Origin of the sequence: Xanthomonas hyacinthi (assembly GCF_009769165.1) — a bacterium.
Lineage (GTDB): Bacteria > Pseudomonadota > Gammaproteobacteria > Xanthomonadales > Xanthomonadaceae > Xanthomonas_A > Xanthomonas_A hyacinthi.
This window is the reverse complement of record NZ_CP043476.1, coordinates 1,420,664-1,446,830: the sequence shown is the minus strand read 5'-3', so window position 1 is coordinate 1,446,830 and position 26,167 is coordinate 1,420,664. Positions and strand designations below refer to the sequence as shown.

Annotated in this window: 24 protein-coding genes; 13 read left to right on the top strand and 11 right to left on the bottom strand. The window is 70.6% G+C overall.

Annotation, left to right across the window (positions count from 1 at the left end; genetic code table 11):
- Positions 1-20: 20 nt before the first annotated feature.
- Positions 21-1,388, top strand: a complete 1,368-nt coding sequence (locus tag FZ025_RS06555) for an MATE family efflux transporter (protein ID WP_046978255.1) — start codon at positions 21-23, stop codon at positions 1,386-1,388.
- Between the two features lie 84 nt (positions 1,389-1,472).
- Positions 1,473-3,371, top strand: coding sequence for a signal peptide peptidase SppA (gene sppA / locus FZ025_RS06550; RefSeq protein ID WP_046978256.1), 1,899 nt, complete (start codon positions 1,473-1,475; stop codon positions 3,369-3,371).
- Positions 3,372-3,447: 76 nt separating this feature from the next.
- On the opposite strand, the gene FZ025_RS06545 is transcribed toward sppA, so the two are convergent.
- Positions 3,448-3,675 carry a hypothetical protein gene (locus FZ025_RS06545; protein ID WP_046978257.1) on the bottom strand — a complete coding sequence of 76 codons (228 nt, stop codon included), beginning with the start codon at positions 3,673-3,675 and terminating at the stop codon, positions 3,448-3,450.
- Between the two features lie 63 nt (positions 3,676-3,738).
- On the opposite strand from FZ025_RS06545, the gene FZ025_RS06540 reads away from it, so the two are divergent.
- Complete coding sequence (locus tag FZ025_RS06540; RefSeq protein WP_046978258.1) at positions 3,739-4,512, top strand: SDR family oxidoreductase; 774 nt, start codon at positions 3,739-3,741, stop codon at positions 4,510-4,512.
- A gap of 76 nt (positions 4,513-4,588) precedes the next feature.
- Here FZ025_RS06540 and FZ025_RS06535 read toward each other — a convergent pair whose 3' ends face one another.
- The 9 genes from FZ025_RS06535 to FZ025_RS06495 all read right to left on the bottom strand — a co-directional run bounded on the left by FZ025_RS06535 (position 4,589) and on the right by FZ025_RS06495 (position 14,065).
- A complete protein-coding gene (locus FZ025_RS06535) occupies positions 4,589-5,215 on the bottom strand; it encodes a hypothetical protein (protein ID WP_046978259.1) in 627 nt (208 codons plus the stop codon).
- Positions 5,215-5,940 carry a DUF4124 domain-containing protein gene (locus FZ025_RS06530; protein ID WP_104558541.1) on the bottom strand — a complete coding sequence of 242 codons (726 nt, stop codon included), beginning with the start codon at positions 5,938-5,940 and terminating at the stop codon, positions 5,215-5,217. Before FZ025_RS06530 ends, FZ025_RS06535 begins: the two co-directional genes overlap by 1 nt.
- A gap of 65 nt (positions 5,941-6,005) precedes the next feature.
- Positions 6,006-6,566, bottom strand: a complete 561-nt coding sequence (gene tsaC, locus FZ025_RS06525; RefSeq protein ID WP_104558555.1) for an L-threonylcarbamoyladenylate synthase type 1 TsaC — start codon at positions 6,564-6,566, stop codon at positions 6,006-6,008.
- Between the two features lie 90 nt (positions 6,567-6,656).
- On the bottom strand, positions 6,657-9,143 hold the full coding sequence (locus FZ025_RS06520; protein ID WP_104558542.1) for a DNA topoisomerase I: 2,487 nt from the start codon (positions 9,141-9,143) through the stop codon (positions 6,657-6,659).
- A gap of 273 nt (positions 9,144-9,416) precedes the next feature.
- Positions 9,417-10,367 (bottom strand): RDD family protein, encoded by a 951-nt coding sequence (locus FZ025_RS06515; RefSeq protein WP_104558543.1) that lies wholly within the window; start codon positions 10,365-10,367, stop codon positions 9,417-9,419.
- Between the two features lie 40 nt (positions 10,368-10,407).
- A complete protein-coding gene (locus FZ025_RS06510) occupies positions 10,408-11,100 on the bottom strand; it encodes a pilin (protein ID WP_208803785.1) in 693 nt (230 codons plus the stop codon).
- Between the two features lie 40 nt (positions 11,101-11,140).
- Positions 11,141-11,614, bottom strand: a complete 474-nt coding sequence (locus tag FZ025_RS06505; protein ID WP_003470396.1) for a DUF494 family protein — start codon at positions 11,612-11,614, stop codon at positions 11,141-11,143.
- Positions 11,615-11,656: 42 nt separating this feature from the next.
- Positions 11,657-12,817 carry a DNA-processing protein DprA gene (dprA, locus tag FZ025_RS06500; RefSeq protein WP_046979001.1) on the bottom strand — a complete coding sequence of 387 codons (1,161 nt, stop codon included), beginning with the start codon at positions 12,815-12,817 and terminating at the stop codon, positions 11,657-11,659.
- A gap of 111 nt (positions 12,818-12,928) precedes the next feature.
- Positions 12,929-14,065 (bottom strand): LysM peptidoglycan-binding domain-containing protein, encoded by a 1,137-nt coding sequence (locus tag FZ025_RS06495; protein ID WP_046979000.1) that lies wholly within the window; start codon positions 14,063-14,065, stop codon positions 12,929-12,931.
- A 135-nt stretch (positions 14,066-14,200) separates the two neighbouring features.
- Between FZ025_RS06495 and def the strand changes: the two genes are divergently transcribed.
- From def to FZ025_RS06455, 8 genes are all read left to right on the top strand, one after another.
- Entirely contained in the window at positions 14,201-14,713 is a 513-nt protein-coding gene (gene def, locus FZ025_RS06490; protein WP_046978999.1) for a peptide deformylase, read from the top strand.
- 109 nt (positions 14,714-14,822) lie between these two features.
- Complete coding sequence (gene fmt / locus FZ025_RS06485; RefSeq protein ID WP_046978998.1) at positions 14,823-15,746, top strand: methionyl-tRNA formyltransferase; 924 nt, start codon at positions 14,823-14,825, stop codon at positions 15,744-15,746.
- A 37-nt stretch (positions 15,747-15,783) separates the two neighbouring features.
- Entirely contained in the window at positions 15,784-17,094 is a 1,311-nt protein-coding gene (rsmB, locus tag FZ025_RS06480; RefSeq protein ID WP_046979006.1) for a 16S rRNA (cytosine(967)-C(5))-methyltransferase RsmB, read from the top strand.
- 25 nt (positions 17,095-17,119) lie between these two features.
- Positions 17,120-18,835: an ArnT family glycosyltransferase gene (locus FZ025_RS06475; RefSeq protein ID WP_046978997.1), complete on the top strand. Its 1,716-nt coding sequence runs from the start codon at positions 17,120-17,122 to the stop codon at positions 18,833-18,835.
- A 58-nt stretch (positions 18,836-18,893) separates the two neighbouring features.
- Positions 18,894-19,931 carry a glycosyltransferase gene (locus FZ025_RS06470; protein ID WP_046978996.1) on the top strand — a complete coding sequence of 346 codons (1,038 nt, stop codon included), beginning with the start codon at positions 18,894-18,896 and terminating at the stop codon, positions 19,929-19,931.
- Between the two features lie 53 nt (positions 19,932-19,984).
- Entirely contained in the window at positions 19,985-21,289 is a 1,305-nt protein-coding gene (locus FZ025_RS06465; protein ID WP_046978995.1) for an O-antigen ligase family protein, read from the top strand.
- An 84-nt stretch (positions 21,290-21,373) separates the two neighbouring features.
- Positions 21,374-22,207 carry a glycosyltransferase family 2 protein gene (locus tag FZ025_RS06460; protein WP_046978994.1) on the top strand — a complete coding sequence of 278 codons (834 nt, stop codon included), beginning with the start codon at positions 21,374-21,376 and terminating at the stop codon, positions 22,205-22,207.
- Positions 22,207-23,244, top strand: coding sequence for a CDP-glycerol glycerophosphotransferase family protein (locus FZ025_RS06455; RefSeq protein ID WP_046978993.1), 1,038 nt, complete (start codon positions 22,207-22,209; stop codon positions 23,242-23,244). Before FZ025_RS06460 ends, FZ025_RS06455 begins: the two co-directional genes overlap by 1 nt.
- 76 nt (positions 23,245-23,320) lie before the next feature.
- Here the strand turns inward: FZ025_RS06455 and FZ025_RS06450 are convergent, their stop codons facing one another.
- Positions 23,321-23,959, bottom strand: a complete 639-nt coding sequence (locus tag FZ025_RS06450) for a TetR/AcrR family transcriptional regulator (protein ID WP_046978992.1) — start codon at positions 23,957-23,959, stop codon at positions 23,321-23,323.
- 185 nt (positions 23,960-24,144) lie between these two features.
- On the opposite strand from FZ025_RS06450, the gene FZ025_RS06445 reads away from it, so the two are divergent.
- Positions 24,145-24,999: an SDR family NAD(P)-dependent oxidoreductase gene (locus FZ025_RS06445; RefSeq protein WP_208803749.1), complete on the top strand. Its 855-nt coding sequence runs from the start codon at positions 24,145-24,147 to the stop codon at positions 24,997-24,999.
- 31 nt (positions 25,000-25,030) lie between these two features.
- On the top strand, positions 25,031-26,161 hold the full coding sequence (locus FZ025_RS06440) for a DUF5938 domain-containing protein (protein ID WP_046978990.1): 1,131 nt from the start codon (positions 25,031-25,033) through the stop codon (positions 26,159-26,161).
- The last annotated feature ends 6 nt before the right edge of the window (positions 26,162-26,167 follow it).

Below are 26,167 nucleotides of genomic sequence, written 5' to 3'. Positions count from 1 at the left end.
GGGATCGCCAGAGTCTTGCAATGTCTTCGTCCTCCACCCCGGCCACGGTCCGGGGCTGCGAACTGCGCAGCACCGCGCAGCTCGCCCTGCCGCTGGTCCTGGGGCACATCTCTGCCGGCCTGATCAGCTTCGTCGACAACGTGATCGCCGGGCACCACGGCACCCGCACGCTGGCCTCGGTGACGGTCGGCACCGCGCTGCTGTGGCTGCCGATGATGATTCCGATCGGCACCCTGATCGCGTTGACCGCGTCGGTGTCGCAGCTCGACGGCGGCAAGCGCCATGCGCAGATCGGGCCGATGTTCCGCCAGGCGCTGTGGCTGTCGCTGGGCCTGGGCGCGCTGATGTTCGCGTTCCTGAGCGTGATGCCGATGGTGCTGCCGCAACTGGGCATCGCCGCAGAGATCGTGCCCGGCGCGCGCGATTTCCTGCATGCGATCCGCTGGGGCGTGCCGGCGATGGTGCTGTACTTCTGCATGCGCTATCTCAGCGAGGGCATGCACTGGACGCTGCCGACCATGCTGCTCGGCTTCGGCGGGCTGCTGGTGCTGGCGCCGCTGGGCTACGTGCTGACCTTCGGCCTGCTCGGGCTGCGCGCGCGCGGCGCCGGCGGGCTGGGCATGGCCTCGGCGATCATGATGTGGCTGCAGGCGCTGTGTTTCGCCATCTACCTGGCGCGCTCCAGGCGCTTCGCGCCGCTGCGCCTGTTCGCGACCTTCGAGGCGCCGGACCTGCGCGCGATCGGCGGGCTGCTGAAGACCGGGCTGCCGATCGGCATCACCATCCTGATGGAGGGCGGGCTGTTCATCGTCACCGCGCTGCTGATCGCGCGGCTGGGCGAAGTGCCGGCGGCCGCGCACCAGATCGCGATCAACGTGGCGCAGCTGTGCTTCATGGTGCCGATGGGCGTGGCCGAGGCGACCACGGTGCGGGTCGGGCGCGCCGCCGGCGCCGGCGATGCGGTCGGCGTGCGCGGCGCGGCCTGGGCCGGCTATACGATCGTGCTCGGCACCCAGGCGCTGTCGGCGCTGGTGCTGCTGTTCGGCCACGACGCCATCGTCGGCGTCTATACCCGCGACATCGCGGTGGCCGGGCTGGCCTCCACGCTGCTGCTGTACGCGGCCGCGTTCCAGTTCCCGGACGGGGTGCAGGTGCTGTCGGCCGGCGCGCTGCGCGGGCTCAAGGACACCCGCGTGCCGATGCTGCTCGCCCTGTGCGCCTACTGGGGCCTGGGCATGCCGCTGGGCGCCGGGCTCGGCCTGTGGCTGGGCTGGGGGCCGCAGGGCATGTGGATCGGGCTGATCCTGGGCCTGACCGCGGCGGCGGTGATGATGGCCGCGCGCTTCCGGCTCAGCAGCGGGCGCCTGCTCGCCGCCGCGGCTGCCTGACCCCCTGACTTCAGGCGCATGTGTGGCGCCGGCACAGCCGGTATGCTGCACGCGCGCAAGACGCCTTCCTTTCGGAGTTTTTCCATGAACCAACCCGTGCGTCGCAGCCCCATCGCCAGCTTCTTCGTTGGCCTATGGGATGTGATGAACTTTACCCGCCGGCTGATCCTGAACCTGGTGTTCTTCGGCTTCCTGCTGCTGCTCCTGTTGGCGCTCGTGTTCGCGATGGCGCGCGGCGACGGCGCCAAGACGCTGCGCGACCGCACCACCCTGCTGATCGCGCCGGAAGGCACCCTGGTCGAGCAGTTCAGCGCCGATCCGGTCAGCCGCGCGCTGACCAAGGCGATGGGCGACAAGGGCGCCGAGGAGATCCAGTTGCGCGATCTGCTGCGCGCGCTGGAAGCGGCCAAGACCGATGCGAAGATCGAGCGCGTGGCGCTGCGCCTGGACAAGCTGCAGCCCAGCGGCTTCGCCTCGATGCGCGAAGTGGTCGCGGCGCTGCAGGACCTGCGCGCCTCCGGCAAGCAGGTCGTGGCCTACAGCGACAGCCTGAGCCAGGCGCAGTACCTGCTGGCCGCGCAGGCCAACGAGGTCTACCTGGATCCGATGGGTTCGGTAGTGCTGGAAGGCCTGGGCCGCTACCGCCAGTACTTCCGCGAGGGTCTGCAGGACAAGCTCGGCGTGGACGTGCACCTGTTCAAGGTCGGCGAGTTCAAGTCCGCGGCCGAGCCGTACGTGCTCGATGCGGCCTCGCCGGCGTCCAAGGAAGCCGACCTGTTCTGGATGAACGACGTGTGGCAGCGCTACGTGGCCGACATCGCCAGGGCGCGCAAGCTGGCGCCGGAGCAGATCGCCGCCGGCATCGACACGATGCCCGAAGGCATCGCCGCGGCCGGCGGCGACATGGCCAAGTTCGCGCTGCAGCAGAAGCTGGTGGACGGCCTGAAGACCCGTGAGGAGGTCGAGCAATTGCTGACCAAGCGCGGCGTCGCCGACGACGATGCCGACAGCGGCTTCCGCAGCGTCGATCTGGATGCCTATCTGCAGCAGCTGGATCTGCGCCGTTCGCCGGTGGATTCGCGGCCGCAGGTGGCGGTGGTGGTCGCCGCGGGCGAGATCAGCGGCGGCGAGCAGCCGGCCGGGCGCATCGGCGGCGAATCGACCGCGGCGCTGCTGCGCGAGGCGCGCGACGACGAGGCGGTCAAGGCGGTGGTGCTGCGCGTGGATTCGCCGGGCGGCGAAGTATTCGCCTCCGAGCAGATCCGCCGCGAGGTGGTGGCGCTGAAGGCGGCCGGCAAGCCGGTGGTGGTGTCGATGGGCGATCTGGCCGCGTCCGGCGGTTACTGGATCAGCATGAACGCCGATCGCATCTACGCCGATCCGTCGACGATCACCGGCTCGATCGGCATCTTCGGCATGATCCCCAACCTGACCCGTAGCCTGGACAAGATCGGCGTGCATACCGACGGCGTCGGCACCACCCGTTTCGCCGGGGCGTTCGACGTCACCCGGCCGATGGATCCGGTGGTGGGGCAGGTGATCCAGTCGGTGATCAACAAGGGCTATGCCGACTTCACCGGCAAGGTCGCGCAGGCGCGCAACAAGCCGGTCGAGGCGATCGACCGGGTCGCGCGCGGCCGCGTGTGGAGCGGTGCGCAGGCCAAGGAACGCGGTCTGGTGGACGCGTTCGGCGGCTTCAAGGACGCGGTGGCCGATGCCGCCGCGCGGGCCAAGCTGGGCGATCGCGACAAATACCGCGTGCGCTACATCGAGAAGCCGGCCACGCCGTTCGCGCAGTTCGTCAACGGTTTCGCCGGCAGCCGCATGGGCGCGTGGATGCTGGGCGATTCGGCGCTGGCGCATGCCGTGCTGGCGCGCAGCATGCCGGAGCTGGACACCCAGTTGCGCTTCGTGCAGGACGCCACCGACAAGCGCCCCGGCGCCCCGGTCAAGGCGCTGGCCTACTGCTTCTGCGGCTTCTGATGCAGGCGTGAGGCGCGCCCGCCATCCGGCGCGCGCCGCTGCAAGCAAGGAACGCCGCCGGCCGACGCCGGCGTTTTTATTGCCCGGTGGCGGCGACGATCGCCGCGTTCTGCGCGGCCACGGCCTGCTCGGAGCTCGCTTGCGCCTGCTTGGCGCGGTCCAGCGGCTGCGCGATCGCCGCGCGCAGCGCGCCGGCCTGGGGTTCGGGTGGTTTGTCCGCCGGTTTCGGCGGTGCCGGCTTGCACGCGGCCAGCGCGGCCAGCAGCGAGAGTGCCAACGTCAGCAAGCGCAATGAACCGTGCATAGGGGCGACCTCGTTGAGCGTGAGCGTTATCCTACGCCCACCCCGGTGCAGACAGGCAAGGCGATGCAGCAACGTTGGCGGCTGGACGGACAGAGCGCATTGATCACCGGCGCCAGCGCCGGCATCGGCCTGGCGATCGCGCGCGAACTGCTCGGTTTCGGCGCCGAGCTGCTGCTGGTGGCGCGCGACCTCGATGCGCTGGAGGCGGCGCGCGACGAGCTGGCCGATGCCTATCCCGAGCGCCGCATCCTGGCGCTGGCCGCCGACGTGGCCGACGACGAGGACCGGCGCGAGATCCTGGACTGGGTCGAGGACCACGCCGACGGCCTGCACCTGCTGATCAACAACGCCGGCGGCAACCTCAGCAAGGCCGCGGTGGACTACACCGAGGACGAGTGGCGCGGCATCTTCGAGACCAACCTGTTCTCCGCGTTCGAACTGTCGCGCTACGCGCATCCGCTGCTGGCGCAGCATGCGGCGTCGGCGATCGTCAACGTCGGCAGCGTGTCCGGGCTGACCCACGTGCGCAGCGGCGCGCCGTACGGCATGACCAAGGCCGCGCTGCACCAGCTGACCCGCAACCTGGCCGCCGAATGGGCCGAGGACGGGATCCGGGTCAATGCGGTGGCGCCGTGGTACATCCGTACCCGCCGCACTTCGGGGCCGCTGTCGGATCCGGACTACTACGAGCAGGTGATCGAGCGCACGCCGATGCGGCGGATCGGCGAGCCGGAGGAAGTGGCGGCCGCGGTCGGCTTCCTGTGCCTGCCGGCGGCCAGCTACATCACCGGCGAATGCATCGCGGTGGACGGCGGATTTCTGCGCTACGGGTTTTAGGTCCTGCCGCCATATTGTGGGGGCGACTGAAGTCCCACAATATTTCGCGCACGGTAACAACCAGGCCGAAACCGTCCTAGTCCGGCGCGCCGCAGCTGCTCGCCTCGAGCAGCTGCTGGCGACGCAGGAATTCCTGCCGCAATTGCTCCGCGTGCTCGGGCACGGCGAAGCGCCAGTGCGTCTCGGCTTCGGCCACATGGCTCTTCCAGGCCTCGCAGATGCCGGCCTCGGGCAGCGCCTCGCAGCGGTCGCGCAGCACTTCGCAGGCGCTGCCGCCGGCCTTGTCGGGGCTGCCGTCCAGGCCGGTGGTGCGCAAGGGAACGCAGCGCGGCGCGGGCTCGGCGACTTCGCCGACGTAGCGTTGCTGCGCGTAGGTGGTGCAGGCGTATAGCGCGGGCGGCGGCAGGCGCGGCGCGGTCTGCGCCGGTGCTGTCGGCGGATCGGGCGGGGCGGCGACGGGTGCCGGTGCGGGTGCCGGCGGTGCGGGCGCGGCTGGGGCCGCTGGCGCGACACCCGGCGCTTGCGCGGGCGCGCGGCCGACGCCCTGCATGATCTTCTTCTGCTGGCGCATGCCCTTGGGGCACGGCTGGTTCTGCACGGTCAGGTTGTCGTGCGCATCGGTGCAGCGATAGAACACCACTTGCTCTGCCTGCGCGGCGCCGGCGCAGGCCAGCAGCGCCGCAAGGCAGGCGCTGCGGCGCATCAGCTACCGCCGCAGTCGCGGTCGATGCGCGCGTCGATGCCGCGCTGCTCGGTTTCCAGCGCGCGGCGCTCGCTCTGCAGCGCGCTGTTGTAGCGGCGGATCAGTTCCCAGCGGCGGTCGCCCAGGCGCGCGCACACTTCCTGCGCCGGCAGGGCGTTGCAGGTGTCGCGGAGCAGCGTGCTGCCGGCCGGCAGCACCACGCCGGCGCCGGGATACACCGGCGGCGGGCGCGGGCGGCTGCCTGCATCACCGCCATGGCCGCGGCGATGGCCGTCGCCGTCGCCGCCGGCATAGCCGATGGTCCACAGCGGCACCCAGCGCGGATTGCCTTCGTTGTCGTCGCTGGTATAGCGCTGGCCCTCGCTGGTGACGCATTCGTACATCGGCTGCGGCGGCTGCACGCTGACGATGCGGATCTCGCGCTGCGGCAGCGGCGCCGGCGCTGCGGCGGCGCGTGCCGGATCGGTGCTGAGCGTGGTGGTCGGGCGCGCCGGCGGATCGCGCGGGCGCTGCATGTCCAGCACCTGTTGCTGGCGTGCGTTCTCGCAGGGCGCGTTCTGCAGGCTGACCGCGCCGGCGCTGCCGACGCAGCGGTAGATGCGCACCGAACCCTGCGCGCCATCGCTGTGCGTGGTCTGCGTGGTCTGCGTGCTCTGCGCGCACGCGGCGCCGGCCAACGGCAGCAGCGCACACAGGAGCAGGGCAGGGCGGACGAGAGCGGGCATGCGCGCATCTTGCGCGCCTTCGCCGGCCAGGGAAAGCCGGGACCGGGCGGGGATCGGCAACCCGCTCAGGCGCGCAGGATCTCGCCGCTGACGGCGTCGCGGATCGGGGTGGGCTGGGCCAGGCCGCCGGTCTGGCCAGCGACCACGCCATCGAGTGCAGCCAGTAGCTGCGGGTCCAGGTCGGCGCGCTGCCGCGCCGGCGGCTCGCCGCCACGATTGGCGCTGGTCGAGACCAATGCCCCGCCCCAGGCGCGGCACAGGGCCGCCACCTGCGGATGCGCGCTGATCCGCACCGCGATGCCGCGGTGCGCGCCGGTGATCCAGGGCGGCGCCTGCGCCGCGGCCGGCAGCACCCAGGTATGCGCCCCGGGCCAGCTGGCCAGTACCGCGGCCAGGCGCGCCGGCGGCAGCGCCGCCACGTCCAGCAGCGGGCGCAACGGTTCCAGTTCGGCGGCGACCACGATCAGGCCTTTCTCCAGCGGCCGCTGCTTGATCCGCAGCAGCCGGGTCACCGCCGCCTGGTCGTGCGGATCGCAGCCTAGGCCCCAGACCGCTTCGGTGGGATAGGCGATGACCCCGCCTTGCTGCAGGACGGCGACGGCTTGGCTGAGCGACAGATCGGTCATGCGCGCATGATGCGGCAGGTCATCGCGGCGGAGCAACGCTGGCGGGCGGCAAGGGCGTTCGCTACTGCGCCCGCCCTTGCCGCCCGCAGGTCAAGCGCGCCTGGCGGCGGCCTTCTCGACTACTTTCTTGACCGCTTTCTTCACGGTCTTCTTCGCCGCCTTCTTGACCGCCTTCTTCGCCGCGGGCTTGGCCGGGGCGTCGGCCGCGGCCTTCTTGGCTGCGCTCTTCTTCGGCGCCGCTTCCTTCTTGGCCGCGGCCTTCTTCGCGCCGAAGCCGCGCCGTGCCGGCTTGCCGGTCTCTTCCAGCAGCTTCTGCACTTCTTCCAGGGTCAGCGTGGCCGGCTCGCGGTCCTTGGGGATCTTGCCGTTGAGCTTGCCGTCGCTGATGTACGGGCCGAAGCGGCCGTTGAGCACCTGGATGTCGCTGCCGGCGAATTCCTTGATGATGCGGTTGCGCGCGATCTCTTCCTTCTCTTCGATCAGGAACACCGCGCGCGCCAGGTCGATGGTGTACGGGTCGTCTTCCTTCTTCAGCGAGGCATAGACGCTGCCGCGCTTGGCGAACGGGCCGAAGCGGCCGATGCCGACGCTGACCTCCTCGCCCTTGTCCTCGCCCAAGGCGCGCGGCATCAGGAACAGCTCCAGCGCGTCTTCCAGGGTGATGGTGTGCATGCTCTGGCCCGGCCGCAGCGAGGCGAACTTGGGCTTGTCCTCGGCGTCCTCGGCGGTGCTGCCGATCGCCGCGTACGGTCCGAACCGGCCCAGCCGCACGCTGACCGGCTTGCCGGTCTTGGGGTCGGTGCCGAGTTCGCGCGCGCCGGTGGCTTCGGAGCGGTCCACCGATTCCTTCTTCTCCTCGACCAGTTCCTTGAACGGACCCCAGAACTTCTCCATCAGCGGCCGCCATTCCTCTTCGCCGCGCGACACCGCGTCCAGCTCGTCCTCGAGCTTGGCGGTGAAGTCGTAGTCGACGTAGCGGGTGAAGTGGCCGGACAGGAATTTGCTGACCGCGCGGCCCACGTCCGACGGACGGAAGCGGCGCGCGTCCAGTTCCACGTACTTGCGGAACAGCAGGGTCTGGATGATCGAGGCGTAGGTCGACGGACGGCCGATGCCGTATTCCTCGAGCGTCTTGACCAGCAAGGCTTCCGAAAAGCGCGGCGGCGGCTCGGTGAAATGCTGGTCGGTATGGATGCGGTCGAGCGGGATGCGGTCGCCGGGCTTCATCGGCGGCAGCTTGCGGCCCTCGTCCTCGTCCTCGGCGGCCTTCTGGTCCTTGCCTTCCTCGTACACGGCCAAAAAACCCGGGTCGATCACCGTGGTGCCGCTGGCGCGGAAGCTGTGCTCGTTGCCGGCGGCCAGTTCCACGGTGACGGTGTTCATCGTCGCCGGCACCATCTGGCAGGCCACGGCGCGCTTCCAGATCAGCTCGTACAGGCGGCGGCCGTCCTCGTCCAGGTACTTGGCCATCTGCGCCGGGGTACGCAGCGCGCTGGTCGGGCGGATCGCTTCGTGCGCTTCCTGCGCGTTCTTGGACTTGGTCTGGTACATGTTCGACTTGTCCGGCAGCGCGCCGGTGCCGAAGTCGCGCGCGATCAGGTCGCGGATCTCGGCCAGCGCGTCCTGCGACAGGTTCACCGAGTCGGTACGCATGTAGCTGATCAGGCCGACCGTGCCTTCCTCGCCCAGGGTCACGCCCTCGTACAGCTTCTGCGCCACGCGCATGGTGCGGCTGGTGGTGAAGCCGAGCTTGCGCGAGGCCTCCTGCTGCAGCGTGGAGGTGGTGAACGGCGGCGCCGGGCGGCGCTTGCGCTCCTTGCTGGCCACGTCGGTAACGTGCAGCGCGCCCTGCGCGGCCTTCTGCAGGCGCATCCGCGCCGCTTCGGCGGTGTCGCCATCGGTGATGGTGAACTGTTCGAACTTCTGCCCGTCGAGCTTGACCAGCTTGGCCGCGAACGGCTGCGAGGGATGCAGGCAGTCGGCGCCGATGCTCCAGTATTCGCGGGCGACGAAGGCTTCGATCTCCTCCTCGCGCTCGACGATCATGCGCAGCGCCGGTGACTGCACGCGGCCGGCGGACAGGCCGCGCTGCACCTTGCGCCACAGCACCGGCGACAGGTTGAAGCCGACCAGGTAGTCCAGCGCGCGCCGCGCCTGCTGCGCATCGACCAGGTCCACGGCGATCTGGCGCGGGTTGGCCATCGCCTCCTTGATCGCGCGCGGGGTGATTTCGGTGAACACCACCCGGTGCAGCGGCTTGTCCTTGAGCAGCCCGCGCTCCTTCAGGATCTCGGCGATGTGCCAGCTGATCGCTTCGCCCTCGCGGTCCGGGTCGGTCGCCAGATAGATGTCCTCGGCGATCTTGGCGGCCTTGGCGATGGCCTCGACGTGCTTCTCGTTCTTCTCGATCAGCGCGTAGCGCATCGCGAAGCCGTCGTCCGGATCCACCGCGCCCTCCTTCGGGATCAGGTCGCGCACGTGCCCATACGAGGCCAGGACGTGGAAGTCCTTGCCGAGGTATTTGTTGATCGTCTTGGCCTTGGCGGGCGATTCGACGATGAGCAGGTGCTTGGACATGGCGGACTGGGCTTCGATGGGCGGGGCGGGCGCCCTGGGGGCGGTAGGGTGGCGCAATTGCTCCGGTTAGTGAAGCGTTGCGGTGTTCAGAGAGGCCGACGCCCGGGGGCAGGGACCCCGGGCGTTCAGCTGCGTCTCTTTTTTATTAGTGGTCATGTCCGGCGGCGACTGTCAAGCGCCCCCACCCCGCGATGCCGGAAACCGCGCAAGCTCACGAAGCGCTACCGACCCCCGTTCTTCAGGTCCCGGGTCCCCGGTCCCGAGGCCCGGCCGTCAGTGCCAATTTCCACTAGCCGCCACGCCGATCAGCAGCAGCAGCACCAGCAGCACCCCGATCATCAGCACGCCGAACAGCGACAGGATCACCACGGTGACCGTGCCCAGCTTGCGCTGCTGCCACTCCGGGTGGTCGGTATAGGCCCACTTGTCCACCACCAGGGTGTCGCAGAGCATGTCGTGCAGGGCCTGCTTGCGCTCGGTGAAGGCGGCCATCAGGAAGCCGATGAAGATGGTCAGGCTGCTCAGCAGGAAGCCGAAGTAGCGGCCGATGCCGCGGCCGACGCTGATCCGGCTGCCATCGGGACGCACCACCTTGATGCCGACCGCCATCTTGCCCAGCGTGGCCTGCCTGGTCGAGGCGTGGAACAGGCCGAAGTACAGCGCCGACATCGTCAGCGGCACCAGGTACACCAGCACCAGCAGAACGATGCCGCCAGGGGTGCTGAAATCGGGGCTACCGCTGCCCAGGCTGCTGAAGCCCAAGAAGCCCGCAAAGACCACGATCTGGATCGTCTGTGAGATGACGCCGACCAGCATGCCGTCGATCAGGTAGGCGGCGGCGCGCTTCCAGAAGCCGGCCTGCACCACCTCGCCGTCAGCCACGAGGCGCGGTTCCTCGCCGAGCGTGGCGGTGGGCGCGGCATAAGGCGAATGCGCCGCGGCATCGGCGTCCGGCACGGTCCAGGCCGCCGGCAATGCCTGCGCGGCGCGCACGGACGGCGCGGACGGCGCCTCGACGGCGGCGTCCGGCGTGATCGCCGCCGGCACCTGGGCCAGACCCAGTTCGTCGACGAAATCGGCCAGCGGATGCCATTCGCTGAGGCCGTCGCGCCAGACCAGCGTGGTCAGGCCCACCTCGCCGCGCTGGAAGCGCTGCTGCAGTTGCTCGGCCGGCATCGGTCCATGGCGCTGCTGCGCGGCGTCGGCGTAGTACCACTCACTCATTCCTGTTCCCCAGGGTTGCGGTCGAAACATCCGTTGCCGCTCAGCCGCCGCGGCAATGCGCGGGCAGGTAGCGGTCGTCCAGCTCGGAACTGCAGTTCCAGGCCGAAGACCGCTCATCGTAGTCCAGCCACAGCGCCTTGCCATCCAGCCTGGCCTTGCCGGGCGCGTGCAGCGTGGCTTCCAGGCCGCAGTGGCCGTTGTCGAAACGGCCGATGCGCACCTGCGCGACGAATTCGCTGGCGTAGCTTTGCGCGGTGCCGAAGCCGGCGTCGCCGTTCACCGGGCAGCGCCCCTGCTGCGCGGCGAAGCTGGCGATCTGCGCCTGCAGCGGCGCCACGCTGCCGATCGCCAGCGCGGCCTTGGCGTGCAGCGTGTAGTCCTGATAGGCAGGGACGGCAATGGCGGCGAGGATGCCGGCCACCGCCAGCAGCGCCACGCCCATCGCCACTGCGACGAGCGCACCGATGCCGCAGCCGGACAGGCCATTGCGTGGAGCCGCGGCGGGCACGTTCGGGACAGCGCTCGCCGCTGGCGGCAGCGGGGGCGGCGCCGACGTCGCCGGCAGACCCAGTTCGTCGGCGAGCGCGTGCAGCGGCCGCCACTCCGGCAGGCCTTCGCGCCAGACCAGGGTGGCGCGGTCCAGGAGGCCGTCGCGCAGCCGCTCCAGCAGCACCGCGGTGCTCAGCGGGCCGTGCCGGTCGCGGGCGGCGTCGACGTAGTGCCAGGCACTCAGGGCCGGTTCCTCGTGCATCCGTGCATGCCCCGTCAGCGCCTCAGTGCACCGGCTCCGGCTCGTCGACGAACATCTGCGTTTCCATCCACGCGTAGGCCGCCTCGGCCCCGGGCTGGTTGAACAGCACCATCAGCACCACCCATTTCAGGTCGTCCAGGTCCAGTTCGTCCTGGTCCAGCGCCATCGCCCGGTCCAGCACCAGCTCGCGCTGATCGCTGTCGAGGATGCCGTGCTGTTCCAGGAACAGCAGGAAACCGCGGCATTCCACGTCGAGCTTGTCCAGCTCCGGGCCGTGGTAGATGCGGATCGGGCCGTCGATGCGCGGCTGCGGCACGGCCGGCCGCTGGTCGGCCAGGGCATCGAGCCAATCGAACGCTTTGCTGATTTCGGTGGGGCTGAAGCCAGCCTGGATCAGGCCATTCTGGAGGGAGTCGCGATCGCGGACCGGGTCCGCGTCCTCGCTGAAATAATGTTCGAACAGGTACAGCAGGACATCCAGAATGCTCTCTTTCATTGCCCTCGGCCTGCATCGCTAGACGCTGTGGAGGTGAAGAAACTAGGGTTTGCGGGTGTAACGACCTTGTTCGATCGCCACGTAGCCATCCAGTTCCATGACCAGCAGCATGGAGGACGCCGCCGCGGCCGTCAATCCGGTGCGCGCGATCACTGAATCCATACAGGTGGGGTCGTGGCCCAGCGCCTGCCACAAGCGCTGGTAGTCGGGATCGGGGAAGGCCGGCGTGGCGCCGGGGTCGTCGGCGATCCCTTCAGTGGGGGCGCGCAGGCGTCCGCGCAAGGCGTCGGCCAGTTCCGCGGCCAGCGGCGCGACCCCGGCCAGGACCTCCTCGGCGCTCTCCACCAGCCCGGCGCCGTCGCGGATCAGGCGGTGGCAGCCGCGCGCCAGCGGGTTGTGGATCGAACCGGGCAACGCGAACACCTCGCGTCCGGCCTCGGCGGCCAGGCGCGCGGTGATCAGCGCGCCGGAGCGCGCGGCGGCCTCGATCACCAGGGTGGCCAGCGCCAGCCCGGCGATGATCCGGTTGCGCGCCGGGAAGTGGCTGGGCCGCGCCGGGGTGCCGGGCGGATGCTCGCTGACCACCGCGCCGCGCGCGGCGATGCGTTCGCGCAGGGCGGCATGCTGGCGCGGGTAGGCCAGGTCCGCGCCGGTGCCGACCACCGCCACGGTGAGTCCGTCCTGGCGCGACAGCGCCGCCGCATGCGCGGCGGCATCGACGCCGGTGGCCATGCCGCTGGTCACCGCGAATCCGGCCGCGGCCAGCGCCAGGGCGAAGCGCTGCGCATTGTCGCGGCCGCCGGCGCTGGGCGCGCGGCTGCCGACCACGGCCACCGCCGGATGCCATAGCGCCGCCGGGTCGCCTTCCAGGTACAGCGCCAGCGGTGGGTTGGGGCTGCGCAGCAGCAGCGCCGGGTAGTCGGGGTCGTGGCAGCCGAGCAGGTGCCGGCGCGGCTGCGCCAGCCAGGCCAGCGCGGCGTCCACGGCGGCGCGGTCGGGCCGCCGCAGCGCCGCGATCTGCGCTGGATCCAGTCCCGCGGCGCGCCAGGCGGCGGCGCCGGCGGCCAATGCGGCGGCGGGGCTGCCGCAGTGTTCGAGCAGGCGCCGGCGCGGGGCGCTGGCGCCGCCGGCCAGGGACAGGGTCAACAGCGCCGGATCGGCGCAGGCAGGGGCGCAGTGGGTGTGGCCGGGCAAGGCGGACATCGGTCTGGGGCCTATTCCAATCGGGTTAACAGGCCCAGGCTAGGCCGCAAACGCAGACGACGCCCTCGGGCGCCGTCTGCGGCGGATGTAGGACTTGCCCGCGTGCGCAGGTCAGCGTGCGTCCGGGTGCTTCACCTCGTAGCCGATCCGGGTCGGCTTGATGCCGTCCATCACCAGCGCGTAGCTGACCTTGTCGAAGGTGCGGAACACCATCGCGTGCGCGGCGTATTCGTCGGGCAGGGCCACCGTGCCGCGGCCGCCGGTGAAGCCGTCGTCGGCGCGCGAGGTGTTCGGACGCTGCACGCGGTCGTTGACCCGGGTGCCATGGCGCCACAGCGAGACCACGGTGCCGTTGTCGATGCCTTCGCGGCTGCCGCCGGAGATCGCGATCACGTCGTGCGGGCCGGCGGCGCTGAACGCGTCGGCCACCGCCAGCACCCGCAGCCCGGCGTCGAGCGCCTGCGCCGCGGGCGGATGCGGGATGAACTGCAGGTCGTAGGGCTGCGCTTCGACCGCGATCAGGCGGTCGCCGGCGCGCACTTCGCGGGCGCTGTCCTGCAGCAGCAGGGTGGTGGCCTGGCTGCCGTCGGCGGAGACGCGGGTGACGGTACCGATATTGACCTGGGCCAGTTCGTAGCCCAGCGTCTCGCGGCGCTTGTTGTCCGGCGCCACGAAGGTCTGCCACAGGTTGCCGGTGCCCGGGGTGCTGCGGCCCTCGGCGTTCAGGTCGTCGCTGAGCCTGGGCAGTTCGTAGCGCACGGTCGGGCGCACCACGGCGTAGCGCTGCCCGGCCTGCGGCGCGCTCAGCCCGGTCGCGTAGACCAGCTGGCCGACGGTGGCGCGCAGCCGGTTGTCCTCGACGCCGACCACGTAGGGCAGGCCGTCGATGCTGTCGGCCACGCGCAGGTTCTTCAGGAACGGTTCGACGTCGGACAGCGCGATCGCGTCGATCGGCGCGTCCTGGCGCGGGCCGGGCTTGACCGCGGCGCGGGCCACCCGGTCCAGGTAGGCCAGGCTGAGCACGTCGCCGGGGTAGATCAGATGCGGGTTCTGCACCTGCGGGTTGGCCTGCCAGATTTCCGGCCACAGCCACGGCTTGCCGAGGAAGCGCCCGGCGATGTCCCACAGCGTGTCGCCCTTGCGCACCACGTAGGTGTCAGGGTGTTCGGCAGCCATGCTCGCGCAAGCGGCATAGGTCGCCACGGTCAGCATCGCCACGGCGACGACCGTACGGAGTCGATTGAACATGAGTGCGGAGCCTGATTCCCCAACAGGTCCGCGCACTATAGTCCAGAACCCGGGGCGCGGCGCAAGCGCCGGCGAGAACGGGGTAGAATTGTCCGGTCTTGCCGAATTTTCCGGCGCCCCCATCTGGGTACCGCTATGGCCCTGCTTCCCATCCTCGAATTCCCCGATCCCCGCCTGCGCACCAAGGCGGTGCAGGTCGATCCTGCCGACGTCGCCACCCCGGCGTTCCAGCGCCTGCTCGACGACATGTTCGAGACCATGTACGAGGCCCCCGGCATCGGCCTGGCCGCGAGCCAGGTGGACGTGCACCAGCGCTTCATGGTCATCGACGTCAGCGAAGAGAAGAACACCCCGCAGGTGTTCATCAACCCGCATATCGTGCAGCGCGACGGCGAGCAGGTGTACCAGGAGGGCTGCCTGTCGGTGCCCGGCATCTATGCCGACGTGACCCGCGCCGACGCCATCGCCGTGCGCTACCTGGACCGCCACGGCCAGCCGCAGGAATTGTCCGCCGACGGCGTGCTGGCGGTGTGCGTGCAGCACGAGATGGACCATCTGGACGGCAAGCTGTTCGTCGACTACCTCTCCCCGCTCAAGCGCGAGATGGTGCGCAAGAAGCTGGCCAAGGCGCGCAAGCACGTGGCTTGAAGCCGGGAACCGGGAATGGGGAAACGGGAATCGTAAGCGCGGTGCCCGTGCCATTTCCGGGTCCGCGCTTTGCCCATTCCCGTTTCCCCATTCCCGGTTCCCAGCCTCCATGAAAATCGTCTTCGCCGGTACGCCGGACTTCGCCGTGCCGTCGTTGCGCGCGGCCGCGCAGCGCCATGAAGTGGTTGCGGTCTATACCCAGCCGGACCGGCCCGCCGGGCGCGGCCGCGGGCTGACCCCGTCGCCGGTGAAGCTGGAGGCGATCGCGCGCGGCATTCCGGTGCTGCAGCCGGACACGCTGCGTTCGCCCGAGGCGCTGCAGACCCTGCGCGCGCTGCAGCCGGACCTGATGGTGGTGGTGGCCTACGGCCTGATCCTGCCCAAGGCGGTGCTGGCGATCCCGACCCATGGCTGCTGGAACGTGCACGCCTCGCTGCTGCCGCGCTGGCGCGGCGCCGCGCCGATCCAGCGCGCGATCGAGGCCGGCGACAGCGAAACCGGCGTGTGCCTGATGCAGATGGAAGCGGGCCTGGACACCGGTCCGGTGCTGCTGTCGCAGCGCACCCCGATCGGCGACAGCGAGACCGGCGGGCAGCTGCACGACCGGCTGGCCGCGCTCGGCGCGCAGGTGCTGGCCGACGGCCTGGGCCTGCTGCGCGCCGGCATCCGTCCGGTGCCGCAGCCGCAGCCGGACGCCGGCGTCACCTACGCGCACAAGCTGGACAAGGCGCAGGCGCGGCTGGACTGGCAGCAGCCGGCGGCGCAGCTGGCGCTGCGGGTGCGCGCGTTCAATCCGTGGCCGATCACCGAAGCGGTGCTGGCCGGCGAGCGCGTGCGCATCCACGGCGCGGTGGCGCTGGAACTGGCGCATGCGCAGCCGCCGGGCACGGTGCTGGCCGCCTCCAGGCAGGGCATCGACATCGCCTGCGGCCAGGGCGCGTTGCGCCTGCGCGTGCTGCAGCGCGAAGGCGGCAAGGCGATCACCGCCGCCGACTACCTCAACGCCCGGCGCGATCTGCCGGTGCTGGCCTGAACCGGCGCGATCGCGCATGACCGAGACGCCTGCCGCGATGCCTGCCGCCGCCATGCCGCCGGGCGTGGCTCCGCGCGTGGTTGCCGCGCGGGTGCTGAGCGCGGTGATCGACCGCGGCCGTTCGCTGAAGGCGGAACTGGCCACCGCGTTGCCGGCGCTGCCCGATCCGCGCGACCGCGCCCTGGTCGAGGCGATCTGCTTCGCCGTGCTGCGCCGGCGCCCGGCCTACGAGGCCGCGCTGCGGTTGTGGCTGCAGAAGCAGCTGCCGCAGCGCGACGCCGAACTGCGCATGCTGCTGATGGCCGGCTTCGCCCAGCTCGACGCGCTCGGCCTGGCGCCGCACGCGGCGCTGTCGGCGACGGTGGAGGCGGCGCGGGCGCTGGACCGGCCGCGCCAGGCCGGCATGGTCAACGCCCTGCTGCGCCGCGCGCTGCGCGACGGGCTACCGGCGGTGGCCGCCGATGCCGGCTGGCCGCTGTGGCTGCGCGACGCGCTGCACGCCGACTGGCCGCAACAGGCCGAGGCGATCTTCGCCGCCAGCCAGCAGGCGGCGCCGCTGTGGCTGCGGGTGAACCGCCAGCGCAGCACGCGCGACGCCTATCTGCAGCAGCTGGCCGAGGCCGGCATCGCCGCGCAGGCGGTGCCGGACCTGGCCGAGGCGATCCGCCTGGCCGAGTCGGTGGCGATGAGCGCCTTGCCCGGCTTCGCCGAGGGCTGGGTGTCGGTGCAGGACGGCGCGGCGCAGCAGGTCGCCGACGTGCTGGCGCCGGCGCCGGGCGCACGCGTGCTGGATGCCTGCGCCGCGCCCGGCGGCAAGTCCGCGCACCTGCTCGAGCGCGACCCGACGCTGCGCCTGACCGCGCTGGACGTGGACGCGCGGCGCCTGGCGCGGGTGCGCGAGACCTTCGAACGCACCGGCGCTGGCGCGCAGGCGCAACTGCAGGTCGCCGATGCGGCGCAGCCGGACGCGTGGTGGGACGGCGAGGCATTCGATGCGGTGCTGCTGGACGCGCCGTGCTCGGCCACCGGCATCGTGCGCCGCCAGCCCGACGTGCTGCTGCACCGGCGGCGCGAGGACGTGGTCGCGCTGCAGGCGCTGCAGGCGCGGCTGCTGGACGCCGGCTGGCAGGTGCTGCGGCCGGGCGGGGTGCTGGTCTACGCCACCTGTTCGCTGCTCAAGGACGAGAACGCGCGCCAGCTGCAGGCGTTCCTGGCGCGGACCGCCGATGCGGTGGCTGAGGATCCCGGCGCCGCCTGTGGGCACGCGTCCGGCGGCGGTCGCCAGCGCCTGCCGGGCGAGCAGGATCGCGACGGGTTCTTCTATGCGCGGCTGCGCAAGACGGCGTGAAGCGGCCCCGGTATCATCGCGTCCCATGTTGAAGACCCGCGCGTCCCGAGAATTCTGGTTGCTGGCCCTGCTTGCGCTGCTGGTGCTCGGCGCCGGCCTCGGCCTGCGTGATCCGCACCCGGCCGACGAGCCGCGTTTCGCGCTGGTCGCCAAGCAGATGGTGGACAGCGGCAACTGGCTGTTCCCGCACCGCGGCACCGAGCTGTATGCGGACAAGCCGCCGATGCTGATGTGGTTGCAGGCATCGTTCTACGAAGTGTTCGGCAACTGGCGGGTGGCGTTCCTGCTGCCGTCGCTGCTGGCCGGGCTGGGCACGCTGGCCTGCGTCTACGACCTGGGCCGGCGGCTGTGGACGCGCCGGGTCGGCATGTATGCGGCGTATGCGCTGCTGTTCGCGTTCCACTTCACCTACCAGGCGAAGAAGGCGCAGATCGATCCGCTGGTGGTGTTCTACATCACCCTGGCCAACTACGGCCTGTTGCGCCACGTGCTGCGCGGACCCGACTGGCGGATGTGGGCGCTGGGCTGGTTCGCCGCCGGCCTGGGCACGATCACCAAGGGCGTGGGCGCGCTGGCGCTGTTGCTGCTGCTGCCGGCCGCGGCGGCGTCGCTGGCGCAGTGGCGCGGGGTCAAGGTCGGCGTGCGCAATCCGCGCTTCTGGCTGGGGCCGCTGGCCTTCCTGGCCGCGGTGTCGATCTGGCTGGTGCCGATGGTGAGTACCGCGCTGTCGGCGCAGCAGCCGGAGTACCGCGCCTACCTCGACGACATCCTGTTCCGGCAGACCGCCGGGCGCTACGCCAGGTCCTGGGACCATCCGCACGGGCCGCTGTATTTCTTCGGGGTGATGCCGAGCATGTGGCTGCCGCTGCTGCTGGCCCTGCCGTGGGCGATCCCGGCCTGGGCGCGGCGCCTGCGCCGGCGCGATCCGCGCTACCTGCTGCCGCTGGCGTGGTGGGCGCTGATCCTGCTGTTCTTCTCGATTCCCACCGGCAAGCGCGACGTCTACATCCTGCCGGCGCTGCCGATGCTGTGCCTGGCAATGGCGCCGCTGATCCCGGGGCTGCTGCGCAAGACCGGGGTCAGGCGGCTGTTGCTGGCGTTCACCGTGGCGCTGACCGTGGCGCTGGGCGGGGTCGGCGCGGCGATCCTGGCCGGGCATGGCTTGCGCGCGCAGATGATGGAGCAGCGCGGCGTCGATCTGCCGACCGTGCAGGCGCTGGCCTGGATCCTGCTGGCGATCGGCCTGTGGGGCGTGGCCAGCCTGGCGCTGTTCACGCGGCGGCGCCCGGAGCTGGCGATGGTGTCCACGCTGAGCATGCTGTGGGTGCTGATCGGGCTGCTGGTGTATCCGCTGATCAACATGTCCAGCTCCGCACGCGGGGTGATGCAGGCGGCCGGCCGCCGCATCGGACCGGACGCGGAACTGGGCCTGGTAGCCTGGAAGGAGCAGAACCTGCTGATGGCCGACCGCGCCGCGACCACCTTCGGCTTCGTGGTGCCGTGGGACGAGCAGCTGCGCCGCGGCGTGGCCTGGCAGGCGCAGGCGCCGCAGCGGCGCTGGCTGCTGGTGCAGGAGGCGGCGATGCTCGGCTGCATCGATCGCCGCGCCAGCACCCTGGCCGGCGTGTCCAACCGCCGCAACTGGTGGCTGGTGCCGGCAGCCGCCGTGCATGGCCAATGCATGGTCACCAGCGGCGACCGCGAACGCCTGCGCGAGCAGGACAAGGACCGTTTCGAGTGAGCCGCGCCCGCGCCCGCTTCGCTCGCAACGCTGGCGCCGTGCGCGCAGGAGGGCGTGCGTGCCGATGCGCCTGATCCGGCTGATCAGCCGCGACAACGGCGGCGGCCTGAGCCGCGACCTGCAAGTGGTCGCCGAGGCGCTGCGCAGCAGCGGCCGTTACCGGGTGGAGGTGCTCGGCTTCGGCACGATGCGCTTCGCCAACCACCTGCGCGAACTGCGCCTGGCCCTGCGCAGCCTGCTGCGCGGCCGCGCCGATCTGCAGATCTTCCTGGAACGGGTGTATCCGCGCTGCCTGGGCGCCGGCCGGTGCAATGCCCTGGTTCCCAATCCGGAATGGTTCCGCCGCAAGTGGCTGCGCTGGCTGCCGCGTTTCCAGCGGGTGCTATGCAAGACCTGGCAGGCCGAGCGGCGCTTTGCCGCGCTGGGTCCGGCGACTGCGTTCATCGGCTTCTGCAGCAACGATTGCTATCGCCCGGAGGTGCCGCGCGAGCGCGTCTGCCTGCACGTGGCCGGGCGCAGCTCGGCCAAGGGCACCGCGGTGCTGCTGCAGACCTGGGCGCGGCATCCGGAATGGCCGCGGCTGACGGTGGTGCAGAGCACGAAGAAGTCGCGCCCGATCGAGGCCGAGAACATCGACTACCTGACCGGCTATCTGGACCAGCGCGAGCTGCGCCGGCTGCAGAACGCGCACCGCTTCCACCTGTGCCCGTCCGAGGTCGAGGGCTTCGGCCACTACATCATGGAGGCGCTGAGCGTCGGCGCGGTGGTGATCGCCACCGACGGCGCGCCGATGAACGAACTGGTGAGCGCCGAGCGCGGCGTGCTGATCGCGCCGGTCGGCCAGCGCGAGGACAACTTCGGCGTGCGCTACCGGATCGACGCGGCCGGCATCGAGCGGGCGATGGCGCAGGCGCTGGCGCTGGCGCCGATGCAATGCGATGCGCTGGGCACCGCGGCGCGCGCGTTCTTCGAGTCGCGCCAGCACGAGTTCGGCGAGCGCCTGCAGGCGGTGGTGGCCGATCTGCTCGGCGATGCGCCGCCGCCGGCCACGTTGGCGCCGGCCGCGACCGGCCGCGTGCAGGTCAGGTCGGGTTAGGGGTCGCACTTGGATCATCGCCCCCCATCGTCTTTTCGTCCGTTTTCCACGCGATGACCGAAGAAGCCACCCCGCCCCGCGCCGCAGCGCCGCTGGCCGCGTTCCCGTCCCATCGCCATTGCTTGGCGGAGTGGGGCGCCGCGCTGGGCCTGCTGTGCCTGCCGGCGCTGGTGGTCGGCATCCCGGGCGGGCTGCTGCCGTTCGGTCTGCTGCTGTTGGCGACCAGCCTGCTGGCGCTGGACCGCATGCGCCGCGCGGCGGCCGGGCTGCAGCCATCGCTGCGCTGGCTGTGGGTGCTGGCGCTGCTGGTGATCGGGCTGTCGCTGTTCTCGTTGCTGTACTTCGGCCAGGCGTTAAAGGACATCGACAACCGCACCCGGTTCCTGGTGCTGCCCTGGACCGCGTTGTGGGTCTACGCACTGCGTCCGCCACGGCAGCTGCTGTGGTGGGGCGCGTTGCTGGGCATCTTCGCCACCGTGGCGCTGGCGATCGTGCAGGTGCTGCAGGGCCAGCCGCGTGCCGAGGGCTGGACCAACGCGATCGTGCTCGCCGACGTGGTGCTGGTGCTGATGGTGGTGGCGGTGTTCTGCCGGCCGCACGGGCGTTGGCCATGGACCATCGTCGCGATCGTCGCTGGCTGCGCGACCATCCTGCTCAGCGGCAGCCGTGGCGTGTGGCTGGGCATGCTGTTGCTGCTGGTGGTCACTGCGCTGTGCGTGCGCTGGCGCAGCGGTCGCGTGCGGCTGGTGATCCTGGGCGTGCTCGCCGCGCTGGCGGCGACCCTGGTGCTGAGCGTGCCGGCGCTGACCCGGCAGACGCGCCTGGCCGAACTGCATCACGACGTGCAGCGCTACGAGCGCGGCGACAGCGATTCCTCGGCCGGTGCGCGCATCGAGCGCCTGCAGGTGGCGGCGGCGACCTTCGTCGAGCATCCGCTGGTCGGGGTCGGCGTGGGCCGCTTCGACAATGCGATGCTGCGCCTGCCGGATTGCCGCAGCAAGACCTGGGTGGAGCGTTGCCACCTGGGCCATGCGCACAACGACCTGGCCGAATGGAGTGCGACCCAGGGCCTGCCCGGCACGCTGCTGATCGTGCTGGTCTACGGCGTGCCGCTGTGGCTGCTGCTGCGCCTGTACCGGCGCCGCCCGCGTCCCGAATTCCATGGCCCGGCCGCGACCGGGATCATGGTGGTGGCCGCCTACATCCTGTGCGGCATGACCCAGTCGATGTTCGCGCACCAGGTCACCACCGGTTTCTACGTGTCCCTGGTCGGCGTGCTGATCGGGCTGGCGGCCTGCGACGCCGAAGCGCCGCGGCCGCGCGCCGACGCCGCTGAAGGCGCTGGCGGAAGCCGGTAGACTGCCGATCCCGCACCGCCGACCGGCGCGGCGCCGTCCGCGCCGCGACCGCAGGCTGCACCGCTGTCCCGGAGACCGAGCGCCATGGCCGACGCCGCTGCGACCACCTTGCCGCTCAGCCTGGTGGTGATGACCTACAACGAAGCCGGCAACATCGCGCGCTGCCTGGACAGCGTGCCGTTCGCCGCCGACAAGCTGGTGGTGGACTGCGGCAGCAGCGACGCCACCGCGGCGATCGCCCGCGCGCATGGCGCGCGCGTGGTCGAGCAGGCCTGGCTCGGCTTCGGCGCGCAGCGCAATTTCGCCTCCACCCAGGCCGCGCACGACTGGATCCTGGTGCTGGACGCGGACGAATTCCTGTCCGACGCGCTGCGCGCCGAATGCCTGGCGCGGCTGCCGCAGCTGCTGGCCGAGGACCGGTTGGACGCGGTGTGGCTGCGCCGCAGCACCTGGTACATGGGCGCGCCGATGCGCTGGTACCGGCCGATGGTCGGCGAGCGCCTGGCGCGGCTGTACCACCGCGGGCGGGCGCGCTGGAGCGATGCGCGGGTGCACGAATCGCTGCGCTTCGACGGCGCCAGCGCCGAGTTCGCGCCGCCGTTCAACCACCTGCACAACCCGACCCTGGTGCACAAGCAGCTCAAGGTGCTGCGCTACGCCGAACTGAAGGCGCTCGGCTGGCGCGACACGCGCAAGCCGGTGCGGATGTGGCAAAGCCCGTTCGTGTTCGCCGGCGCCTTCCTCAAGGACTACCTGCTGCGCCTGGCGATGTTCGACGGCTGGCGCGGCTTCGTGGTGGCGCAGACCGCGGCCAGCTACGCGCTGTACAAGCGCATGCGCTATTACGAAATGCAGTACAACCCGGCCTCGGTGGAGCAGGCGCGGGCGCAGCTGCAACGGCACGATCTGGAGCACTGATGAGCAAGCACTATCTGCTGTACGGGTCCGAACGCTACGCGCTGGCGATCCTGCGCCCGCTGCAGGCGGCGATCCGCGCGCGCGGCGACGCGGCGGCGTGGTTCTTCGACGGCCCCGGCGCCGCCGATCTGAGCGCCGACGAGCGCCATCTGGCCACGGTCGAGGAGGTGCTGGCGTGGGATCCGTATGCGGTGATCACCTCCAGCAATGCGGTGCCGCATTTCTTCCCCGGGGTGAAGGTCGAGACCTTCCACGGCTTCGACGCCGGCAAGCCGCGGCACATCTACGTGCGCGGCTTCTTCGACCTGTACTGCACCACCGGCCCGCGCGACACCGCCGCGTTCGGCGCGCTGGCGCGCAGGCTCGGCCACTTCGCGGTGAAGGAAACCGGCTTTCCCAAGATCGACCCGTTCATGCGCGAGATCGGCGCCGCGCTGGCGCCGGTGCGGCAGCCGCCGGTGATCCTGTACCACTCCACGTTCTCGCCGTCGTGGAGCGCGGCCGGCATCCTCCACGACGAGGTCGCGCGGCTGTCGCGCAGCGGCGAGTGGCGCTGGATCGTGACCTTCCATCCGAAGATGGATCCGGACCTGGTCGCACGCTACCGCGCGCTGCAGAACGACTACCTGCACTTGGCCGACAACGACAACATCCTGGAGCTGTTCCCGCAGGTGGACCTGATGTGCTCGGACACCTCCTCGGCGCTCAACGAGTTCCTGCTCACCTACAAGCCGGTGGTGACGTTCAAGAACCGGCGCCCGGGTCCGCAGCTGATCGACATCGACGATCCGGCGCAGTTCGAGCCGGCGATCCGCCGCGCGCTGGCGCGGCCGCCGCAACTGATGGCGGCGATCCGCGACTTCGCCGACGGCCTGCATCCCTACCGCGACGGCCAGTCCAGCGAACGCGTGCTGCGCGCGATCGACGCCTTCGTCGCCGAGGGTGCGCGCAATCCCCGGCGCAAGCCGTGGAATTTCTGGCGCAAGCTGAAGATCCGCCGGCGCATCGGCTATTGGGGCCGCGGCGCGCGCGGGTGAGGCTGCGCCGCAGCGCGAGGCGTGACCGCATGCGGCGGCCGCGACGGTGTGGGGCGCCGCGCCGCGCGCTTGAAAGTCAGGCGGATCGCACCAGCAGCAGCGGCATCGCCTCCTGCACTTGCCGTCGCAGGTCCGTTGCCGCTGCGGTGTCGCCGTTGACATGGCGCAGAAGCGCGCGCTGGAACAGCCCGTCGAGCAGCGCGTAAGCGGCCTCTGGCGCCACCGCCAGTTCGTGCCGAACCATCTGCGCATAACGCGAGACCACGCGCCAGACCATGTCTTGCAGCAGCAGGTCGATCTCGATCACGTCGGCGCGCAGGAATTGCTCAAACAATGCCTGCGAGCGCAGGTCGTACCACAGGCTGTGCACCGGGGCGTCGTTGCGCAGGGTTTCGCTCAGGCGCTTCAGGAAGCCGGCGACCAGTTCCTCGGCGTTGCCGGCGTGCGCAATCACATCGTCGTAGCGCGTGGCGCAGCGGGTTTTGTACGCGCGGATGCTGCAGCTGATCAGATCGAGCTTGTCGGTGAAGTAATAGTGCAGCACCCCGTGGCTGTACTCCGAGTTCTGCGCAATCTCGCGCAGGCTGGTGCGCGCATAGCCGAGGTCGGCCAGGGTCTGCAGGGTGGCTTGGGCCAGTTCGCCGCGGCGCTGGGCGAACTTGTCCGCCGGCGGCTTGGCGGTGGAGCGGTGTGCGCCCGGTTTCGACGCGGCCACCTCGGAAGTGGACGGCTTGGAGACGGGTTTGCTCCGCGGGCGGGATTGGGGCGGCACGTCGGTTCTCGCTGCTGCGGGGCTGCCCGATCTTGCCATTGCGCAGCGCAGCGTGACAATCGTCCAGAGATAACTTTACATACGTCAAGATTTTTCTTGACGAGTGTCAAGATCGCTCGGCGGCGGCATTGCGTTCCGGGCGCGCATCGCGGGCTGGGTCATCACACCGACGGGAGAGCGATATGGGCGAGCGGAATTTGGCGGGACGCAAGGCACTGGTGACGGGCGGCGCGCGTGGCATCGGGGCATCCATCGCCGCGGCGCTGGTCGCCGCGGGCGCTTCGGTGATGATCGCGGACATTCTCGAAGATCTCGGCCGGCAGACCGCGGCCGAACTGAGCAGGCAAGGGCGGGCCGGCTTCGTCCGCCTGGACGTGGTCGATGACGCGCAGTGGCAAAGCGCCGTCGCGGCGACCATCGCCGAATTCGGTGGTTTCGACCTGTTGGTCAACAACGCCGGCATCGAGATCACCGCGCTGGTCATCGACCTCGACGCGGCCGATCTGCGCCGCATGTGCGAAGTCAATATCGTCGGCGTCGCCCTCGGCATGAAGCACGCTTTCCGCGCGATGCGTCCCGGTGCCGCCGCCGGGCAGGGCGGCAGCGTGGTCAACATCGCTTCGGTCGCAGCGACCATCGCGTTCCCGGCCATCGCCGGCTACTCAAGCACCAAATCGGCTGTGGACCGGATGACCCGGGTCGCGGCGATGGAGGCTGGAAAACTCGGCTACGGGGTACGGGTGAACTGCCTGTACCCCGGCCTGATTCCAACCGAGATGGGCATGAAGCTGGCGAACGACATCGTCGTCAACGGCCTGGCCGTCGACGTGGGCGGGGCGGTGGCCAGCGTGATCGAGCAGACCCCGCTGGGCCGCTTGGCCGAGGTCGGCGACGTTGCCGATGCCGTGGTGTTCCTGTCCTCGCCGCAGGCGCGCTTCATCACTGGCGCCGGCCTGCCGGTCGACGGCGGCATGGGCATGTGAGCGCGCCTGCGATCTTCCAGGGAGAAAACCGATGAACGATAAGCGACCCGTCGTGGTTTACGGCGCCTCCGGCTATACCGGCAGGTTGATCTGCGAATACCTGCGCGAGTACGGCATCGGCTTCATCGCCGCCGGGCGCAGCCGCGACAAGCTCGATGCGGCGATGCAGGCCAACGTGCCGGGCATCGAGACCGCCGACTACGAAATCGTCGCGGTCGAACACACCGCCGCTGCGCTGACCGAGCTGTTCCGCGGCGCGCGTGTGGTGCTCAACACGGTCGGGCCGTTCAGCCGCTTCGGCAATGACGTGGTGGCCGCCTGCCTCGCCGCTGGCTGCCACTATGCCGACACGACTGGCGAGCAGGACTGGTTGATCCACCTCGACGAAACCTGGGGCCGGCGTTTCGGCGACGCCGGTCTGCTGTTGTCGCCGGGCATCGCCCACATGTACACCACCGGCGAGATCGCCGCACAGCTTTGCCTGGAAACGCCGGGGCTGGACACACTCGACATCGCGGTGTTCTGGGGCGGCAGCCCGACCGTCGCCTCGACTCAGACCATCCTGGTCAATGCGGCGATGTCCAAGGCCTATTACCTGCAGCAGAACCGCTACGTGGAGTGGGAGCCGGACGCCGGCCTCTCTCCATTGTCGATCCCCGGTCAGCACGAGGCCGCGCTGGCGCTGCCGTGGGGCGGCACCTCGCATCCGGTCTGGTTCAGGCGCGATCCGCGGGTCGCGAACGTACGCGCACTGGGCGGCGTGTTCAGCAAGGCGTTGATGCAGGGCGTGCCGAAGATCGTCGCCGCGGCGCTTGACGCGACCAAGGACCTGCCGCCCGAGCAGCGCTACGCGGTGCTGGCGCAGACTGCGGCCGGGGTGATGAACAGCATGCCGCCGCGCGAAAACCCACGCCTGAACAAGTCGGTCGATTCGGTCCATGCCTCCGGGCCGCTGGGGCGCGCGCATTGCGTGATCTTCGGCAATTGCAACTATCGGCAGACCGGTCTGCTGCAGGCTTTCGCCGCCGCGTGGCTGCTGCAACAGCCGCCCCGGCGTGCCGGCTTCGCCTCGGCCTGCCAGGCGTTCGGCCATCGCGAACTGCTCGGCGCATTGCGCAGCTTCGGTCTGGTGCAGGCGCCGGTGCTGAGCGTGCACGATTGACCGACA